The organism is Colwellia sp. NW0002-52-1 (assembly GCF_057550865.1).
This window is the reverse complement of sequence record NZ_BAAJLU010000017.1, coordinates 77,482-96,367: the sequence shown is the minus strand read 5'-3', so window position 1 is coordinate 96,367 and position 18,886 is coordinate 77,482. Positions and strand designations below refer to the sequence as shown.

15 protein-coding genes are annotated in these 18,886 nt (G+C 37.4%); 5 read left to right on the top strand and 10 right to left on the bottom strand.

The window, feature by feature from the left end; translation table 11 throughout:
- Positions 1–549: 549 nt before the first annotated feature.
- Positions 550–1,320: a tetratricopeptide repeat protein gene (locus AC27H3_RS15175; protein ID WP_487107464.1), complete on the bottom strand. Its 771-nt coding sequence runs from the start codon at positions 1,318–1,320 to the stop codon at positions 550–552.
- A gap of 566 nt (positions 1,321–1,886) precedes the next feature.
- On the opposite strand from AC27H3_RS15175, the gene AC27H3_RS15170 reads away from it, so the two are divergent.
- From AC27H3_RS15170 to AC27H3_RS15160, 3 genes are all read left to right on the top strand, one after another.
- Positions 1,887–2,219, top strand: a complete 333-nt coding sequence (locus tag AC27H3_RS15170) for a type II toxin-antitoxin system RelE/ParE family toxin (protein ID WP_487107462.1) — start codon at positions 1,887–1,889, stop codon at positions 2,217–2,219.
- Complete coding sequence (locus AC27H3_RS15165; protein WP_487107460.1) at positions 2,206–2,520, top strand: helix-turn-helix domain-containing protein; 315 nt, start codon at positions 2,206–2,208, stop codon at positions 2,518–2,520. Before AC27H3_RS15170 ends, AC27H3_RS15165 begins: the two co-directional genes overlap by 14 nt.
- A 246-nt stretch (positions 2,521–2,766) precedes the next feature.
- The gene (locus tag AC27H3_RS15160) at positions 2,767–3,132 is read left to right on the top strand and encodes a hypothetical protein (protein WP_487107458.1); all 366 of its coding nucleotides are present in this window, start codon (positions 2,767–2,769) and stop codon (positions 3,130–3,132) included.
- A 432-nt stretch (positions 3,133–3,564) separates the two neighbouring features.
- Here AC27H3_RS15160 and AC27H3_RS15155 read toward each other — a convergent pair whose 3' ends face one another.
- Positions 3,565–5,865, bottom strand: a complete 2,301-nt coding sequence (locus AC27H3_RS15155) for a peptidase U32 family protein (RefSeq protein WP_487107456.1) — start codon at positions 5,863–5,865, stop codon at positions 3,565–3,567.
- A 115-nt stretch (positions 5,866–5,980) separates the two neighbouring features.
- Here AC27H3_RS15155 and AC27H3_RS15150 point away from each other — a divergent pair, with 115 nt between their 5' ends.
- Entirely contained in the window at positions 5,981–6,700 is a 720-nt protein-coding gene (locus tag AC27H3_RS15150) for a glutathione S-transferase (RefSeq protein ID WP_487107454.1), read from the top strand.
- Positions 6,701–6,842: 142 nt separating this feature from the next.
- On the opposite strand, the gene AC27H3_RS15145 is transcribed toward AC27H3_RS15150, so the two are convergent.
- The 6 genes from AC27H3_RS15145 to AC27H3_RS15120 form a co-directional block, all read right to left on the bottom strand.
- On the bottom strand, positions 6,843–7,211 hold the full coding sequence (locus AC27H3_RS15145; protein WP_085305015.1) for a PH domain-containing protein: 369 nt from the start codon (positions 7,209–7,211) through the stop codon (positions 6,843–6,845).
- Positions 7,212–7,392: 181 nt separating this feature from the next.
- Complete coding sequence (locus AC27H3_RS15140; RefSeq protein ID WP_487107468.1) at positions 7,393–7,941, bottom strand: HPP family protein; 549 nt, start codon at positions 7,939–7,941, stop codon at positions 7,393–7,395.
- 49 nt (positions 7,942–7,990) lie between these two features.
- The gene (locus AC27H3_RS15135; RefSeq protein ID WP_487107452.1) at positions 7,991–8,209 is read right to left on the bottom strand and encodes a hypothetical protein; all 219 of its coding nucleotides are present in this window, start codon (positions 8,207–8,209) and stop codon (positions 7,991–7,993) included.
- A 457-nt stretch (positions 8,210–8,666) separates the two neighbouring features.
- On the bottom strand, positions 8,667–10,535 hold the full coding sequence (locus tag AC27H3_RS15130) for an alpha-amylase family glycosyl hydrolase (RefSeq protein WP_487107450.1): 1,869 nt from the start codon (positions 10,533–10,535) through the stop codon (positions 8,667–8,669).
- 36 nt (positions 10,536–10,571) lie between these two features.
- A complete protein-coding gene (gene malQ / locus AC27H3_RS15125) occupies positions 10,572–12,737 on the bottom strand; it encodes a 4-alpha-glucanotransferase (RefSeq protein ID WP_487107448.1) in 2,166 nt (721 codons plus the stop codon).
- A gap of 314 nt (positions 12,738–13,051) precedes the next feature.
- Positions 13,052–15,547, bottom strand: coding sequence for a glycogen/starch/alpha-glucan phosphorylase (locus AC27H3_RS15120; protein ID WP_487107446.1), 2,496 nt, complete (start codon positions 15,545–15,547; stop codon positions 13,052–13,054).
- A 528-nt stretch (positions 15,548–16,075) separates the two neighbouring features.
- On the opposite strand from AC27H3_RS15120, the gene AC27H3_RS15115 reads away from it, so the two are divergent.
- Complete coding sequence (locus tag AC27H3_RS15115) at positions 16,076–17,098, top strand: LacI family DNA-binding transcriptional regulator (protein ID WP_487107444.1); 1,023 nt, start codon at positions 16,076–16,078, stop codon at positions 17,096–17,098.
- Between the two features lie 717 nt (positions 17,099–17,815).
- Here the strand turns inward: AC27H3_RS15115 and AC27H3_RS15110 are convergent.
- Both AC27H3_RS15110 and AC27H3_RS15105 read right to left on the bottom strand, forming a co-directional pair.
- On the bottom strand, positions 17,816–18,031 hold the full coding sequence (locus AC27H3_RS15110) for a DUF3565 domain-containing protein (RefSeq protein WP_487107442.1): 216 nt from the start codon (positions 18,029–18,031) through the stop codon (positions 17,816–17,818).
- A gap of 76 nt (positions 18,032–18,107) precedes the next feature.
- Positions 18,108–18,524 (bottom strand): GNAT family N-acetyltransferase, encoded by a 417-nt coding sequence (locus AC27H3_RS15105; RefSeq protein WP_487107440.1) that lies wholly within the window; start codon positions 18,522–18,524, stop codon positions 18,108–18,110.
- Positions 18,525–18,886: the final 362 nt, after the last annotated feature.

Below are 18,886 nucleotides of genomic sequence, written 5' to 3'. Positions count from 1 at the left end.
AATGTTAGCACTGGTGTTGTGCTCTGGCAACTTACTAGAATTAAGCTGACACTCATCCTAGATCATCAATAAAACCGTCCGAAAAACAGTGGGTATTTATTCGTGCCATAATCGATAAATAAAGTCGTTTGGTCAATTATTCAATATTTATAAAGTGAAAAAGCCTCTAATTTACTTATAAGTAAATTAGAGGCTTTAATGTTTCTTATCTTCTCTTTACTAGCCCAATTCGAGGCTATCTACAAACCAATATGATATTGAATATTGGTTGATTCTGGCACTAAATTATTAAGTTGCTGTTTTACGGGTGACGCTTCATCTTGTGATTTATTCGACAACAGTATTAAGCTGACACTCATTCTAGATCATTAATAAAACCGGGCGAAAATAGTTGGTTTTTGATGGTGCCATGCTTATTTTAATCGACATTTTGCTGTATCTTGATGAGGTCTTTAAGATGAGTGTCATTATTAAACACTAAAACACTAAAACACTAAAACACTAAAACACTAAAACACTAAAACTCTAAAACTCTAAAACTCTAAAACACTAAAACACTATGTCACCTAAGTCTCGCAAGCTACCGGTATAACACCCAACAGTTTTTTCGCAGCTAGCTCCAGGTAACCGGCTACCTAAGCTTTTATTATCATTTTTAAAGCCTTTTAGTTGAATATCAAAAATTGTTTCTAATTTAGCTGAATTTATCGTAATTCTTTCCATGCCATCATCTTGCCATTGTAATTTATTATCGGAAAAAGCTAATGGCTCATCTTCTGCTGCTTTGTGCAAAGAAGGGAAAGTTAATTCATCAATACTGGAATAGGTATTCATAATATAGGTTAATGTTTCTGGCATATTCGTATGTTTTTGTTTATACGCTTTTGCTAAATAGAAATCAGCTAACTCTAAGTTTTGCACCTTAAATTCTTGAGTTAAATAGATACGACCTAATAAAAACAATGCTTCTTTGTAATCAGCACGGGCCGCTTTTTTCAAATAGGCTATTCCCTTATTAACGTTCTTAAATTCATTGTTAATTAGGTAGATCAAACCAGTCTTATATTCTGCAGAAGTGATCCCTTTTTGTGCTGCTTTTTTATAATAATTTAAAGCTTTGTCGTGATCTTTATCTACACCGTATCCATGATAATAAAACTCTCCAAGCATGGCGATAGCTCTGCCATGTCCTCTCTTCGCTTGTTTTTCAAATTTTTGGAAATAAGCTTTACACGACTTACTATCACATTCTTTCATTGACCCAGCACTTGCGCTAGTAAAAACAAATAAAATAGTAAAAAATATAAATATTTTCTTCATAACAATATCCTTATGTAGTTATAGCAATCAGTTATTTCTGTTTATCTTAACCTGAATTCCGGATGAAAATTGAACTATTTACCCCCTGACGATCAGAACTTTCGACTAAAAACGATTTGGAAGCAAACAAGGTGGGCAAGTGGAAAAGATAATTTTTGTGATGTCGAGGAATAACAAGAACACTCATCCTAAATTTTCTTGAATCACTGAAAAAACTCTTTGCGTAAACATAATTTATTATTTCAAGCAGCCAAACACATAACGAGTCATTGCTTGAGGATGATACTTACCCAGAAATTGTTTTTTTTGTGTGGATTAAGAGAAAACTAGTAATCTTCCATTGCTAATAGCCAATCGTGTAGCTCATTTATAAGAACAACAGAGAAATATCAATGCTATGTGGTTTTATTGTATTTAGGATGAGTGTCACCTTAAATCTGTTAAGTATGGCTCTGGTTTCACTGACCTACGAATTTGGAGGCTAGCACCTTGTGGGGAGTCATTATGTCTATAGTTCATTTATATCCCACCTTGCCTTCTATACGCGAATTGCGTACACTCTAATTATGGAATGTATATTTGTAGAATCAAAAATATTTGAGAAATACCGAGTTGACCACCTCAGTAATGAAGAGTTTAGACTGTTTCAGGCTGAACTAATGTCAAACCCGAAGCAAGGGGATGTAATTCAAGGTTCAGGTGGTTTGCGGAAGATTCGAGTTGAAAGCAAGGGTAAGGGAAGACGTAGTGGTTCACGTGTTATATATTACTTTCTTGATGAAAAACGACGTTTCTATTTACTCACTATTTATGGGAAAAGTGAAATGTCAGATTTAACTGCAGATCAAAAGAAACAATTAAAGACTTTTATGGAGGTATGGCGTAATGAGCAATCGTGATTTATTTACAGAATTAAGCTCGGCTCTTGTTGAAGCAAAAAATCATTCAGAGGGGAAGCTTACCCTTAAAACACATCAAGTTAATGACCTCAGTCAACTTGATATTTCACCTAGTGAAATTGTGCATATTCGAGAAAAATTTAATATGTCACGTGGTGTGTTTGCTAGTTTGCTTCATACATCTTCTCGTACTTTAGAGAACTGGGAGCAAGGGCGCAGTGCGCCAAATGGGCAAGCAATTACTCTTTTGAAATTAGTACAACGTCATCCAGAAATTCTCACGCACATAGCAGAGCTATAACAAATAAGAATAGGTGGTCGCGCAGCCGACACCTTATTCGGGTGTTGGACAAGCCCGGGGCTGCTTTATATAGTCAATAGGGATTGGTTTGCTGAAGGGGTTGCGATCAGTGTCATTATTAAATTGTTAAAAGAAAGCAATCCAGTTAAAGTATTTTGATTAAAAAATTATAAATAAAAAACGAGTAATTCTAAAGGCTCGTTATATTTTTCTGAGGTTTATGTGCAAGAACATGGTTCATTTGATATGAAAATAGTTGATCAGACATTAATTATTAAATGTTTTGATTCTTGGAATATTCAAACAGTTTTAAGGCTTTGTAAAGAGTACAAAGCACTAGTAGAAACAATAAATGATAAACCTTGGGCATGCTTAGTTGATATGAGTCAATGGGAATTATCAACACCAGAAATGTGGAATGAAATTGATAAGTTAAATCAATGGGGCAATATTAATAACCAAAAATATGAAGCTGTGATTTGTTGTCTGTCTATTCAAAAAATGTTGATGGAAGATAGCCATTCTGTTTTAACTAATGTCGAAACAAATTTTTGTCAAAATATAGATGAAGCGTATAAATGGCTAAGTAGTTTGGGAGTCTTGAATATATAACAAATAAGAATAGGTCTCGCGCAGCCGACACATTATTCGGGTGTTTGACTAGCCCGGAGTCTGCTTTATATAGTAAGTAGCTATTGGTTTGGTGAAGGGGGCGTTCAGTTGCCTGATTTCAACAAGCACAACTTATTAAACAGACACGCTTCCTAAATCTTCAATAGAACCGGAACAAAAACAGTTGTTTTTTGTTCATGTCATGCTCATTTTAATTGACTATTTTAGTGCACCTTAATGAGGTCTTTAAGAAGCGTGACATCTTAAATTATTCGAAGCGAGAAACGGTTGGGTTTTGCCATAGTCGATAGCTAAAGTCTTTTAGCCAGTTATTTACTATTTATAAAGTGAAAAAGCCTCTAATTTACTTATAAGTAAATTAGAGGCTTTAAAGTTTTCTTCTATTCTTTTCGCTAACTCAATTTGAACTACCTACAAACCATTATGATATTGAATATTGGTTGATTCTGGCACTAAATTATTAAGTTGCTGTTTTACCGGTGACGCTTCGTCTTGTGATTTATTCGACAATAAAGCTTCAAATTGCTGAATTAACAACGCTTTATCTGGAGACTCTTTATCGCCAGCGCCTATGTTGGTTAAATCAATCATAAAGCTGTCAAACATGTGAGATAGGTCGTCAATAATTTCCATGTTTAAAAACTGATCTTGGTTATAAATACTTGGGTAGCCTGCTTTTTGTTTATCAATAGCGAACGATACACCTTTAAGATTAGTAATACTTGTCGATTTATCACACGAGAGCATACAGCCATTATCGATACGTGGTTTTTCACAGCCAACGCTTTGTTGGAAGAAACATTGTCGGCTAGTCATCAACAAAATAGGGTGGTAAATACTGTAAAATAATTTAAAGTTTTCAGGGCGCGCAATATGCTTTATTTGCATGGCATTAATTTCGTTTGAAATAAATGCACCACTACAATCAAAATCTTCTTTCATCGCTAACAGCGCATATGAATTAGTGGTGTTTAAAAATGGCCCTGCGATCCATTTAATACCTAATTCATTGGCCTTAAAAGCTATGCCCGTGTTGTTTGTAACTATGAGTTCAGGTTTAACTTGTTCTAAAATATTTACTGCTACGTCGTAATCTTTGCCAATTAGTACGGCTGGAAACCACGGAATTAAACGTGGATTTTGCTGTAAAAAACTCACGTACTTAGTACAACCACGCTTGTAAGCGTCAGGTAGTTTGAAGTAAATGTCGGCATTAGTAACATGGGCTAGCTCGGCGTCAGTTTCATCACAAATCAATATTGATAATTCAGCTTTACTCGCGTTTTTGGCAGGTACTTTCGGGTGGTTAACTAATTTAGGTAAGGTAACTTCAGGAATAATATCAACGGCGTTATTTAAACGGCTAGCTATTTGGTTTTTAAGAACTGTTAACTCTTTAAACGGAATGCTTAAGCCTGAAGCTAGGTTATCGAAATTTAGTTCATTAAGTAAAAACTCAGCGTTGTTGAAACTTTTAAAGCGCTTCTCTATTGTTGCTTTATCAATACTGGCGTTTTCACTGGCGCGTAATAAGCTGGTTGATTGCACGGTAAAGGTATTTTGCTCAATAGAAAAACCCGTTGTTGTTACGGTAATGGTTAACGGTTGATCAAGTTGAGCTGAAAAGCTTAACGTTAACGGTACTTTTTCAATACTTAAGTGTTTAATTTTTTCAACCACTTCAGCTTCAATATCGTTTTTATCTGTTTGTAGGTTTTGCTCTACTTCTTGAATTTGAACTACTGAAATCGCTTGGCTATCGTCGGCTGTAAATTTACTCACCGCATGTACTTTAGAGTTATCGCGCGGGTTATCTATAAACATTGACTGGTTTAAATCACCGCGTAAAAAAGCATTAGAGAAGTCACGATTAAAAACTTTATAAAGACGTTCGCCATCTTCGGTTAATTCACCGGTATTTAAAAAGCCATCAATTTGCTTACGGAAACTATCAACAACCGTGTGAACGTAGTTTGCGCCTTTTATACGACCTTCAATTTTAAATGAATGTACACCCGCTTCTATTAAAGCAGGCAAGTCGAAAAAGGCTGAGTTGTCTTTGATGTTTAACGGAAAATTATGGCCCGAAGGTGTGGTTTCATATTCTTCACGACAGGCCTGGCTACAACGGCCACGGTTGCCCGAGTTACCTACACTGGCTGAAGTTGAGTAACACAAACCTGAAAACGCTACGCATAATGAGCCATGTACAAATACTTCGGTTAATACATCGTGCTCAACACAAATATTATTAATGGCGGTAATTTCACGTAAATTTAATTCGCGAGATAAGTTAACGCGTGAAGCGCCTAATTTTTTCAAAAAAGGTATTTGACCTATGTTATGCGTAGTTAATTGTGTAGATGCATGAATATCTAGGGTCGGAAAATGCTTTTTAATAATGTTAAACATGCCAATATCTTGCACGATAACGCCATCTAACGTGGTATTAACTAGCTTACTCAATAGTTTAGCAATTGAGGTAAATTCACGCTCTAAAATGATAACGTTCAAGGTTAAGAATATTTGGCATTGGTATTGATGCGCTAAGCGAATAATACCGATAAGTTGCTCAAATGAAATGTTAGAAGCACGGTTTCGGGCATTGAGTGTATCTAAGCCACAATAAACCGCGTCAGCTCCTGCAATAATGGCTGCTTTAATTGCATCGACATCGCCGCCAGGCGCTAATAATTCTATTTTATGATCCATTGGTACAACTTTTTTGTTCGCTAAATTTCAAAGCAGGGATTTTACCCGTATATTTCCCTAATGAATACCGTTAAAGTTGCAACAATACAAAAAGCACCTGTTCAAGAGTCTCTTTATGTCACTTCCTATTCTTTATTCGTTGAGAAACTGCCCGTATGCAATGCGTGCACGTATTGCTATTTTTAAATCGCAGCAACCCGTTGCACTTCGCGATTTGGTGCTAAGTAATAAACCACCAGAAATGCTTTTAGCGTCGCCAAAGGGTACCGTGCCAGTTATCGTGCTAGAAAATTGCAGTGCCTCTGCCAGTGAGTTATCCAACAATAACTCAGATAAAAGTATTAACGCTGTACAAGATGTAGTTATCGACGAAAGCCGAGATATTATGCTTTGGGCACTTCGCCGTGGCGATCCGCATAATTTACTGCAAAGCGATCAGCCAGAAGCATTGCCTGAAATGTTAGCGTTTATTGATGAATTTGATATTGAATTTAAACAGCGTTTAGAGGCTTATAAATGTGCTAAACGTTACCACGAAACTAACATTGAGGAGTGTCGAGAAGCTTGCGAGCATTATATAAAAATGCTTGAGTTAAGGCTCGCTGAGCATAACTATTTAATGTCGGCACACGAAAGCTTACTCGATATTGCTTTACTACCCTTTATTCGTCAATTTGCGCGTATAGAGCGACAATGGTATTTGCAATCACCTTACCCGAATGTAAAACAATGGCTTAATCACTATTTACAAAGCCCAATGTTTACTAAGGTCATGGCGAAATATCCGCTATGGCTAGATAATAAAGAAGAAGTAATATTTGTTGGAGGTAAGTAATACCTTCACGAAATTAATGCCTTAGCGGAGTTAGACAATGTTAAGGCATTTGATTCCGCTAGCTTGGAAGAATTCAGCTATGTATTTAACTTATGACAAGCTAACGAAACAGCTAACGAAATTAAAATGCGAAGCTCTAATATTATAGAGCATGACCAGATATTATTTTAGACACTTCTAGCATTGACGTTTTGCCTGAAAATTCAAATCTAACTTTGCCAACCGCTGAAAAGTAAATTTCTAATTCTGAATCCAGATCAAAAGTGCCTGAAGTTTCAATCGAGTAAGCAACAATGTTTTTGTATGGCAGTGAGGTGAAATCTTTCTTACTGCCCGTAATACCTTGCACGTTAACCGAAATTATTCGTTTAGTGGTAAACACCACGCCATCGCGCATGGTCTTGTATGAGTCTACAATTTGCTCATCGTCTAACAGTAAATCAGCAACCTTTTCACCGTAGCTGGCATCTTGCTTTAGTTTAAAAAAACCTTTATTTTCAAAATCAATCATGGAACATCCTTATGTGCAGAAATTTACTTAAGATCTCATGTCGATACAGTGTGCATTTGTATACGACTTGTCTTAACTCTGGCATAACAGTGAACTAAAGTACGTTTTTTTACAAGCATAACCCAAGGTATTTCAATGCTAAACTTTAATCGAATTAGCATTGAAAAAATCTACTTAGGCCTTAAAACCAATACCTTGGATAATGTCGTAGCGGGCTTCTAGATAAGTTATTTATTATTAGTGCAATTACCAATAAAATCAGTGTGCCGATGGCTACGGGGGTAAAAACAAAATAATAACCTGAATTGTGTAACTCGGTACTGCCAATAACAGCAATTAACGCCGTTGCTCCTCCTGGAGGGTGTAACGTGCGGGTAAAGTGCATGGCAACAATTGATAATGATACCGCCAATGCTCCAAGTAATGCGATATCTAGTGTTAAATATTTTTGCAGTGAAACGCCAATGAAAGCCGATATTATATGTCCGCCAATGAGGTTTCTAGGTTGTGAGAAGTCAGCCTGTGGAGCGCCGTATATAAGCACCGCAGATGCGCCAAATGAACCAACGAGGAACATACTTTTGAGTGCATCAACTTCAGTAAGGCTGCTAAGTACAGCGACAAAATACATGCTAAGAAATGCACCAAGCCAAGACCATGCAACTTTTGAAATGGGTACTCTAGGAGGGCAAATATCGCCTCCTTTCATTCGAGAGAACATTAACCTTATCATGATGAAAATTCTCTCTCGGATCTGTTTATTCTAAGCATTTAACTCTTTAGCCTGTTTGTTTTAATGAGACGTGCCATATATCGCATATCGCGATAAGGTCAATTAACGCCTGATCTTTTTGTTCATTAGAAATAGAAATAAGCAGAGATGAATGGTTAGTGACTATGCTTTCTATGCCAGTAACGCTTGATAATCTTTGGAAAAATATATCTTCATCGGTCTGACATTTAAATACAGCACCGGTAATCTTTACTTTTGTGCTCATTGTATTATCCCTACTAAGTTCGCTCGCATTGTTTAAGCTAACGCTAGCATTAAACAATTTCGCGTAATGTTACATATTTAATGTGGTATTAAAAATAACTTAACTTCGATAGTTAGCTCAATTTACTATTAGTAAAAAATTGTAATCGGACTTAAAAATAGACCAAAAAGGAGAGAACGTTGAATCGCTTAAAAACCGTTAATATCAATTTTAACCAACGCATTAATACTGATGTTAATACCAATTGAAATAAATAATCGATCATTTTAAGGCGGTTTAAATCGTCAATAACTGCGTTGTTTTCAATCCCAATAGCCCGCTATTACTCAATCAAACGCCTTATTCTTGAACAATTTATCCTCGCTTAAAATTGGTCAATAACTTATTACATTTGGTATAAAAAGTCCTCAACTAGTTGCTAGCAGAGGACTTAGTAAATCAATTTTTTAAGCGCTATTTATGGGGATATTATTTTTTCATAAATCGAGAAACTTAATGCTGGAAATTCAAATTCTTGTATATCTTTACTCGATAGTACTCGTTTGTTGGTATCGGTTATTAATCGATAATTTCCCTCTTTAAGCTTAATATCAGCTTTCGCTGCTTTATCAGCGGTATTAAATACCACTAACATTTCTGAGTTTATTAAATTTGCATCTTTGTTATTGTTATTAGGCTGTGAACTTAAGCTACGGCTGACGGCAAATATAGGATTGTTATCCGCTTGAAATACCGTTTGTTGTTCGCCACGGCGCAAAGCGGGGTAGCGATAGAATATATCGGCATATTGAGCAAAGCTTTGGTAAATAGGGTGGTTAATATCAAAGTTATCGTCAGCTGTTGTTGCGTCAGTTGCGAGTAAATCGTCGTCATTATAGCTTTCAACCAACGATGGCATCATATCTTGTCTCGACGCTTGGTCGCCGCCATCGCCAACAAAGCCTTGCTCGTCACCGTAATAAATAATCGGTACACCACGCATAAAGTAGGTCATGGCGTGTGCAAGTAATGTACGCTTGATCATTTGATCTTCGCTGTAGTTAAACTCGCTTTGCTTTAGCATATAAGTAAAGCGGCCCATGTCATGATTACCCGTGAAGTTCATTAACTGATTAGCATTACTGTCGTGATCTAAGTAATCAATGTCATTAGCAAAAAGCTTGGCTAATACTTTAGTGCCTTTTTGCTCAATTAAGTTTTGTACCATAGCGCTTTGAAAGCCAAAGTCTAATACAGACTGCATGTTTCCCGCGGTGGTGTATTCACTTAACTCTTTACTAGTAAAGCTATACACTTCGCCAAACATAAAGAAGTTCTTTATGCCTAAGCCTTGGGCATGCTCAACTAGGGCAGGAGAGAACTTAGCCCAAAAATCAGTGTTTACGTGTTTAACTGTATCAATACGAAAGCCATCAGGCTTAAACTCAGTGATCAGGTTTTTAAAAATATCGGTTAAGCCTTTAAGTACTTCAGGATTATTGGTATCGATATCGTCAAGACCAGAAAAGTCGCCACGCTTTGAGCTTTCGCCTTGCCAAAATGAATCACCTTGGTTGTGATAATATTTAGGATCGTTTAGCCAAGCTGGTGTTTTTAATTGTTCATGACCTTTTGGAATAACTGTGGTGTATTTATCGCCAGTTGCTACTTGGGCGGCCGATTTAAATGGGCAGCCTTTGTCTGAATTAACGAGCCATTGCAAACCGTCTTCACCATGACATTCAACATACTTGATCACATCAGCGGTGTGGTTAGTAATAATATCAAAATATATTTTAATGTTTTCTGCATGAGCGCTATCGATAAGCGTTTTTAAATCTTCATTGCTGCCTAAATGTGGGTCAATCTCGGTAAAGTCTAATACCCAATAGCCGTGATAACCTGAACTGTCAGCTTGTACGGCTTGGTTTCGTAAAATAGGCGTTAACCAAATTGACGAAATGCCTAATGATTTTAAGTAAGGCAGTTTGTCTTTTAAGCCCTGAATATCTCCACCATGGAACATGCCTTTATTCGTTTTATCAAAGCCACCAGCAGAAATTGGTTGGGTTTTTGAACCTAAGTCATTACTCGTATTACCATTATTAAAACGGTCAGGCATAACAAAATAAAACACTTCTTCTTGTACATCGCGCTCAAGGTAATGTGGTAAATCTGCTGCCGTTTTACGTTGTTTATTCATAGCATTAGATGAAATCTTTGCTTGATCTACCGCCGTTATTTCACTTTTGTTATCACTGCTTAATTGCTCATTGCTACAGCCGCTCAAAGCTAAGGTTGCTAAGGTCGATATCAGCAAAGTGGATAGTTTATTTTTTTTAAACATGTTTTTATTATCCTAAGTTTACAAATGTAAAAGCGATTATGATCTTGGTCTTGCCTTGTTCATTGCCTTAGCTAAGTCATTAACTGAACTTGTTTTATCAAATTCTTCAATAGTAATTGGTAACTTTTGCAACCAATTAGGGTGTTCGTCTATGGTGCCAGGAATATTGACTTGCTCAACAATCTCTAAAGCGTCTTCTAACGGAATTAACTGAATATGGCTTGGCGCTTTAGCCATATACTTTTGCACACTTAATCTAAGTTCTCGGTTCATTTTAGCTGGTGCTTGTGTCGGCGCTTCGCTCATATTAATAACACTAAGATCTTCTAAAGCATCTATTAATAATTGACGATCGATAATTCGGCTGTCACGCTCGTTTTGACCCATTTCTTCATTCGGATAAAGACTAAGCTTTTGACGCCATTCAAGATCTTTACCTGTCCACCAACCCGTTAGTGTTGGTAAATCATGGGTTGAAACTGTGACCATTGATTGGGCGGGATAAAGCTCAGGTCGCATAAATAGCCCTGACTCCCAACGTTCAAAAAACAATACTTTGTATGACAACAAACCAGCGCTAGCCATTATTTCACCGAAACCATCAGGCACTGTACCTAGGTCTTCACCAATAACAACACAGCTATTGCGACGAGATTCTAAAGCGATAATGCGTAAAATGTCTGCCAATGGAAAGGTAATATAAACACCTTCATCGGCTCTCATGCCTGGAGCAACCCAATATTGGCGCATTAAGCCTAAAATGTGGTCGATACGTAATGCTCCGGCATATTGCATATTACTACGTAAAGCTTTAACTAGTGGTTGATACCCTTGCTTTTGCAAAGCAACAGGATTAATTGGCGTTAGTCCCCAATCTTGCCCTATGGTATTCATTGCATCAGGCGGTGCACCAACGGCTGTGCCAGCAACATAAACATCTTTGTCTGACCAAACATCTACGCCTGAGCCATCACAACCTACGGCTAAATCAAGGTATAAGCCAATTGGCATACCTGATGATTTTGCTTGCTTAGCAATTGATTTTAATTGGCGATGCGCAAGCCATTGCACATAACAAAAATAGTTAACACGGCTCGACTGTGCTTGTTGAAATGCTTTAACTTCAGCACTGTCAGGTGCTTGAAAAGCAGTAGGCCAATCTGGCCAGCCATAAGCGTTTTCATCTGTCTTTCTAAAGTGCTCATAGAGCGCTTCGAAAGTAGCAAGCTGAATTAGATCTTCACCTTGAGTCGCTTTAAAATCATTAAATTCGGTTATTTCTGCAGGAGATAAGTTATCAATGTCTTGAAATAACAGTTCTAAAATTTCAAATTTAACATCGGCTACTGCAGGGTAATCAATTAATTCAGTTTGTTTTGCATAAGCAATTTTATTTTGTATTTCTTCACTATTAAAGCGTAACTGTGCTGCTTCACAGGTTAAAAAGTTAGGCACCTGTTTTAAGTCAATGTACAGGGTATTTAAAAAGCAACGACTGGTTGGTGAATAAGGGCTTCGGTGAGCTGGATTATTTTGATATAAAGGATGTAATGGATTTAAACCAATCGCAGAGGCGTTTTGTTTGGCTGACTTTTCAACTAATTTTGCTAAATCACCAAAGTCACCCATGCCTAAGTTGTCTTCACTGGTTAACGAGTAAAGTTGAGCAGCGTAGCCCCACATTTTGTCCTTAGATGCTTCTTGCGGGCTGTAACATGTTTTAGGAGCATAAATTAAAGGGCAACTAGCGCTATTTTCGCCGTATTGCAGCGTTAATTGATGATAGCCTTGCACTAAGCTTGGTAGAGGTAAGTGGTATTTATTAAAGCTAGCATCTTCAAATGTTATCGACTCTAATAAAGTTAATGAAGCCAATGAAATACTATCGGTAATTTTTTCGCCAGATTCTAAGGTTATTTCAAAAACTAGTTGAGTTACTTCAGCGCTATCAAGGCTGATAATAATTTCATGATGATCAGCTTCAAACTTGGCAATGTGTGATGGTGGCAACATATTTCGCCAAGTGGTTTGCTCTAATTCGGTTATGCTATTAGCGATTTTTTTATCACAAGATAGATCATATCCCATAGCATTGAGTAAAGAGTGTCTCGCTTGATCTTGAGCATATACTTGCTCGCCAAATGAATTGGTGTAGGTGGTATGAAAGCCAACGAGCCCTGCAAGTTTCTCAATTAAATTCATTCTATCTTCTCTTTACTTTTCGCTGGCATAAAGCTGCAAGCGATTTAATTTTTAAGTGACAGCTAACTAAACAAGGTAGCTGTGCTAGTAATTCGTATTTTTAGTTTTGCTAGCTACTGTTTACTGGCTTTAATTTCGACAATAAATGTGCTTTTAAAAAACTGATGAACGGGCATTAATTTATGCTAGAACACCGATGTTGCTTTTTAAGTTAAACAAACCGAATACTTACTGGTTAGTAATTACTCGGTTTGTGCTACAACTTATTTATTTTTTCAGTCGATCTATTAATAGCTATAGAGTCTTTGCTGACCTTAACTAGATTTACATGGCGTTAAGTGCCAAATGTTTTTTACATAATCTTCAATTGAACGATCTGAATTAAATTTACCCATTAGTGCAGTATTTAATATGGCCATTTTCGCCCATTGCTTTTGATTTTTATAAGCTTTATCTAATGCTTTGTGGGCATCGGCGTAGCTTTGAAAATCAGCTAATACTTTGTAAGGATCTCCACCCGTTAAAAAGCAGTCTTTAATTGCTGATAACTCGCCAGGTTTGCCGGGCGTAAAGTAGTCGGTATCTAACCAGTCTAAACAAGCGCGAATCTCGGCGTTATTTTCGTAGTAGTGATACGGGTTATAACCGTTTGCATCTAAGGCTTTAACTTCATCTACGGTTAAGCCAAAAATAAATATGTTTTCATCACCTACTTCTTCTGCAATTTCAATATTGGCACCGTCAAGTGTACCTATTGTTACTGCGCCATTAAGTGCTAGCTTCATGTTACCAGTACCCGAAGCCTCTTTACCTGCAGTTGAAATTTGCTCAGAAACATCAGCTGCTGGAATAATTTTTTCAGCGAGGCTAACACGATAATTAGGTAAGAAAACTACTTTTAACTTGTCTTGAATGCGCTCGTCATTATTTATTTTTTCAGCAATTTTATTGGTGGCGTAAATAATTTCTTTCGCTAACTGGTAACTCGGCGCGGCTTTAGCACCAAAAATAAATACTCTAGGCAGTATATCGAGTTCCGGGTTTTCAAGTAACTGACGATAAAGCGATATAATGTGTAGAAGGTTTAAGTGCTGTCTCTTATATTCATGTAAGCGCTTAATCTGCACGTCAAAAATAGCATCAGGGCTAACGGTTATGCCGGTTAAAGCTTTTATTTCTTTGGTTAAAGCAATTTTATTTTTCTGCTTTATGGTCATAAACTCAGCTTGAAATTTGCTGTTTTCAGCTAGTGCGGCTAATTCGCTTAACATGTTAAGGTTTTTAGCCCAATCACCGTCTATCGTTTTATCGAGTAAATTAGCTAAAAGCGGGTTACAGGCTTTTAACCAACGACGAGGAGTAATGCCGTTGGTAACATTGGTTAATTTTGTTGGCCATAGCTGGTTAAATTCGGGGAATAAATCTTGTTTTACAAGATCAGAATGAATCTGCGCTACACCATTAACTTTATGAGCAGTAACCACACAAAGGTGCGCCATACGAACTTTAGGTTCATTGCCTTCTTCAATTAAAGATAAGCGGGCGCGCATGTCGTTATTATTTGGCCACAAGGATTCAACATCATTATTTAAAAACGCATCATTAATACGGTATAAAATGTTTAAGTGGCGTGGTAATACGCGCTGAAATAATGCTACAGACCATTTTTCTAATGCTTCAGGTAACAAGGTATGATTAGTATAAGCAAAAACCTTTTGGCAAATCGCCCATGCGCTATCCCATTCAAGGTTATGATCATCCATTAGCGTGCGCATTAACTCTACAATAGCGATAGTAGGGTGGGTGTCATTTAACTGAATAGCGACTTTGTCGCAAAATGTTGACCAATTATTGCTATCTGCAATAGCACCATATTGATTTTCAAATCGGGCAATAATATCTTGTACTGAACAAGCACAGAAAAAGTATTGTTGAATAAAGCGCAACTCTTTACCAGCCTCATGCTCGTCATTTGGGTAAAGTACTTTAGAAACAACTTCAGCGGCAACTTGTTGTTGATGGGCTTGTAAATAGTCACCACGATTGAGTAATTCCCAATCAAAAGCTTCTTCTGCTCTGCACTCCCAAAGACGTAAAGTATTTACTGTTTCACAATTATAACCAACAATAGGAACATCCCACGGAACACCTTGTAGCATTTTACCGGCATGCCAAACGGGCTTTGTTGTGCCATCAGTTTGAGCAACGTCTTCTACATAACCGTACAGCGCTATTTTCTGACTAGACTGTGGGCGACAAACTTCCCATGGGCTACCAAACTCTCGCCACATATCAGGCTGCTCTATTTGTTTACCGTCAACAAAGCTTTGCTTGAATAAACCGTGCTGATAGTGCACGCCGTAACCCATAGCGTTGTAATCTAATGTGGCAAGTGAATCTAAAAAGCAGGCTGCTAAACGGCCTAAACCACCATTGCCAAGTGCTAAATCTGCACCTTGCTCACATAGGTCGGCTAATTCAAACCCCATGTTTTTAAGTGCGATTTGAGTTGGAGTGTATAAATCTAAATTATGTAAATTGTTTGAAAGCAAACGACCCATTAAATATTCGAGAGAAAGGTAGTTTACTGATTTTACTTCACTTTGTTGTTGGCGAAGTTTAGTACGTTGTAGTTTATCTACAATAACATCATTAAGCGCTAAAGACGTGGCACGCCAGTAAGCAGGTTTTTTATCACAACCATTTTGCTCACTTTGGGTAAATTGTAAGTGGTGCTTAATACGCTGGCTTATTTCCGCCACACTAAGATTTGGCGTAATGGTTTCAGTTGTTTTTGTGTTGGTGATCATATAACTACAAACTCTTTAATCGGACATTCTAATGCCGGTAAATTTCACTTTAAAATTGTTAGTAAAAAGTGAAGCAACGTCATGTCTGTTTTTAATCCGTTATGCAAACAGCATGTAATCGATGGGGCTACCATCGTCGATAATACTCGCTTTGGCTCAATGCCAGTGAAAGAAAAATATTAAATTAACGCGTAAATTGATTATGCCGATGTCAGTAATTAGAGCAATAAACTACATACGTATGCACAATAAAAAGATCAGTAAATTTACATGCATACGTATGCAGATCAGCCATTTTGTATGAGATTTATTTTATTTTTGACACTAATAAGTTTTAAAAAAAATATTTATAGCAGCACGGTTGATAAGATATTGGGCTGATAACAAGCATGGTTTAAAGAGAAGGAGTGTTTGGTTTTGTCCCTATATTTTCTCTGCACTATTGCTAGCACTAATGGTAATTAACTTATGTACTTAGCCTATTTCCTCGGTTAATATGAATAAGATTTTTTCATTTATAGGTGTGTCGTGAGAGCAAAACAAACATCATTTGATATCGCTTATCGAGCCGGCGTTTCTCAATCAACCGTATCGCGCGCATTGCGCAACAGCCCTTTGGTTAATGAGGAAACACGTCGTCGTGTTCAAGAAATTGCTAAAGAATTAAATTACAAAGTTGATAGAAATGCCAGTAGTTTGCGCACGCAACTCAGTGGCACTATTGCATTACTGTTATTTGAAGACCCGACCAATGATGACTCATTAATAAATCCATTTTTCTTGTCAATGTTGGGCAGTATTACCCGCGCTAGCGCTAAAAAAGGTTACGACTTGTTGGTATCGTTTCAGCAAATGAGCAACGACTGGCACGCTGATTTTGAAGACACCCGCAAAGCAGATGGTATTATTTTACTTGGCTATGGCGATTACACCGATTATGAAGAAAAGCTTGTTCAACTGATCAAACAAGAAACTCATTTTGTACGCTGGGGGGCTGATGTAAAAGGGCTTTCAGTCGTTTCTGTTGGTTGTGATAATTTCGACGGCGGCTATCAAGTTACTGAGCATGTGATCAAAAATAACCGTCAACATTTCGCGTTTTTAGGTGGTGTAAGCACAGGTTCTCCTGAATTTTTAGATCGTTATACTGGTCATTGCCAAGCATTAAAAGACAATAATCTTAAGGTCGATAGTAACCTACAAATTGATGCTATTTCTACTGATGAATCGGGCTATCAAGCGGCTAAACAGTTAATTGCAAAAGGAATAAAGTTTGATGCTATTTGTACTGCAAGCGACTTAATTGCTATTGGCGCAATACGAGCGATTCAAGAAGCGGGTTATAACGTTCCGGGTGATGTGGCAATAGCAGGTTTCGATGATATTGCTACGGCTTGCTCTACTTCTCCAGCTTTAACTACCGCTAAGCAAGACACCGTTTTAGCTGGTGAGATCTTAGTTGATAAGTTACTACAGCTAGTGAGCGGCGAAGAAGCAACAACGCAATTAATGCCTGCGACATTAGTCGTTCGTAAATCTTGTGGTAGTTAACCTGAACTCTAGATAAGCAGCACTTGCTCAATGCTCCGTTTTAGCCCATTTTCAAGGCAAAAAATTAAGCATTGAGGGTGTCTATTTGTGATTTTCACCTGGCTATAGCATTTACTTTATCACCTAAGTTTTTGATTCACTTGAGTATCAAGCACTCATTATCCAGAGTTCAGGTTATGTAATCTAAACTCTGGATAAGCAGCACTTGCTCAATGCTCCCTTTTAAGCCATTTTCTGCGTTAAAACGTCGATAAATAGCGCGCTATTCATAAACGTTTTGCCTTAAAAATGGCATAAAATGAAGCATTGATGATATCTATTCGTGATGTTCACCTGGCTATAGCATTTACTTTATTACCTAAGCTTTTGGTTCACTTGAGTATCAAGCACTCATTATCCAGAGTTCAGGTTATGTAACCTAAACTCTGGATAAGCAGCACTTGCTCAATGCTCCCTTTTAAGCCATTTTCTTCGTTAAAACGTCGATAAATAGCGCGCTATTCATAAACGTTTTGCCTTAAAAATGGCATAAAATGAAGCATTGATGATATCTATTCGTGATGTTCACCTGGCTATAGCATTTACTTTATTACCTACGCTTTTGGTTCACTTCAGTATCAAGCACTCATTATCCAGAGTTCAGGTTAATTGATTCTACCCTTTTCTTAGGTAGTTTAAGCTGCGCTAAAACAAGGTTGAAATACATTAAAACAAGAATTAACCTGTCGGCTTAAAGTCTTTAATGGCACCAATATCACACTTAATACAATTTAGCTTCTGGCCCAGTTTTGCATTCCGTGTCGACTTTTCTAGCACCCATGGCCGATTAATAAACGGTGGTTGGTGACGAACATGTTGAAAGTGTCCACACGCTAGGCGAGCAACCCAATGGTTTTCTTCATCAAGATGATAGTCGATTATTGCTTTTAGCATGTTAATCCTAAGTTTATAAAGAAGCCGTTTAAGTTTTTAAACTCAAATCTTTAGTAAGTTACTAGATGCGAAGAAGCTAAGTATTGTTTATTGGGCTTGGCTCCCAATGCATACCTTCGCATGCTGGGCGGCTGAGCACGAAGCCAAACTTTTTATAAAGCTGAGGTACGTCAGCGAGTAAAGTAATATAGGCACCTTCAACCGCATTTTGTTCAAGATAGCCCATAATGTTTTGCATAACGATACTGCCTAAACCTTTACCTTGGTAGTTAGGATCTACTGCGACATCAACAACTTCGAAGTTTAACGCGCCGTCACCTACTACTCTTCCCATAGCGACTGTGCAATCGTCAACAACAAGATGAACGCCGAATAAGCTATTAGGTAAGGCTCTTTTAGCTGCTTCAACAGGACGTGGCGTTAAACCTGACACTATTCTTAAACGTAAGAAGTCTTCTACAGCCGCCACTTCTTTAATAATATTTACTTGCATGAATTACCCATTGCTATGTTAATTGACTTATCGTCATAGCGCTTGATTCAAGCATTTTTTGGCTATTAACGATAGGACTTAAGGTTAACCATATAGGTATCATATATGAATCGTGCGTCTTTAAGAATACAGATGCGCTCAGTGAGTAGGCTATTGGCTCGCTTAATCAAGTAACTCATCATGGAAGTAAACTAGCAAGTAACTAATCACGGAAGTAAACCAGCAAGTATCTACATAACTAGCCAAAAATTTAGCTAACTTAGTAGCCATTAACGATTAAATTAAAAAGCCTAAGTTCGTTAACGTTTACGAACTTAGGCTCTGTGATTGTTAAAGTGAGTTAATTTTAAAGCATGATAAAA

What these genes read in the sequence shown, in the direction of transcription:
- AC27H3_RS15160 (WP_487107458.1), top strand. Translation starts at nt 2,767, where the DNA reads ATGAAAATAGTTGATCAGACATTAATTATTAAATGTTTTGATTCTTGG.
- AC27H3_RS15175 (WP_487107464.1), bottom strand. Translation starts at nt 1,320, where the DNA reads ATGAAGAAAATATTTATATTTTTTACTATTTTATTTGTTTTTACTAGC.
- AC27H3_RS15155 (WP_487107456.1), bottom strand. Translation starts at nt 5,865, where the DNA reads ATGGATCATAAAATAGAATTATTAGCGCCTGGCGGCGATGTCGATGCA.
- AC27H3_RS15170 (WP_487107462.1), top strand. Translation starts at nt 1,887, where the DNA reads ATGGAATGTATATTTGTAGAATCAAAAATATTTGAGAAATACCGAGTT.
- AC27H3_RS15105 (WP_487107440.1), bottom strand. Translation starts at nt 18,524, where the DNA reads ATGCAAGTAAATATTATTAAAGAAGTGGCGGCTGTAGAAGACTTCTTA.
- AC27H3_RS15165 (WP_487107460.1), top strand. Translation starts at nt 2,206, where the DNA reads ATGAGCAATCGTGATTTATTTACAGAATTAAGCTCGGCTCTTGTTGAA.
- AC27H3_RS15150 (WP_487107454.1), top strand. Translation starts at nt 5,981, where the DNA reads ATGTCACTTCCTATTCTTTATTCGTTGAGAAACTGCCCGTATGCAATG.
- AC27H3_RS15135 (WP_487107452.1), bottom strand. Translation starts at nt 8,209, where the DNA reads ATGAGCACAAAAGTAAAGATTACCGGTGCTGTATTTAAATGTCAGACC.
- AC27H3_RS15110 (WP_487107442.1), bottom strand. Translation starts at nt 18,031, where the DNA reads ATGCTAAAAGCAATAATCGACTATCATCTTGATGAAGAAAACCATTGG.
- malQ (WP_487107448.1), bottom strand. Translation starts at nt 12,737, where the DNA reads ATGAATTTAATTGAGAAACTTGCAGGGCTCGTTGGCTTTCATACCACC.
- AC27H3_RS15120 (WP_487107446.1), bottom strand. Translation starts at nt 15,547, where the DNA reads ATGATCACCAACACAAAAACAACTGAAACCATTACGCCAAATCTTAGT.
- AC27H3_RS15145 (WP_085305015.1), bottom strand. Translation starts at nt 7,211, where the DNA reads ATGATTGATTTTGAAAATAAAGGTTTTTTTAAACTAAAGCAAGATGCC.
- AC27H3_RS15130 (WP_487107450.1), bottom strand. Translation starts at nt 10,535, where the DNA reads ATGTTTAAAAAAAATAAACTATCCACTTTGCTGATATCGACCTTAGCA.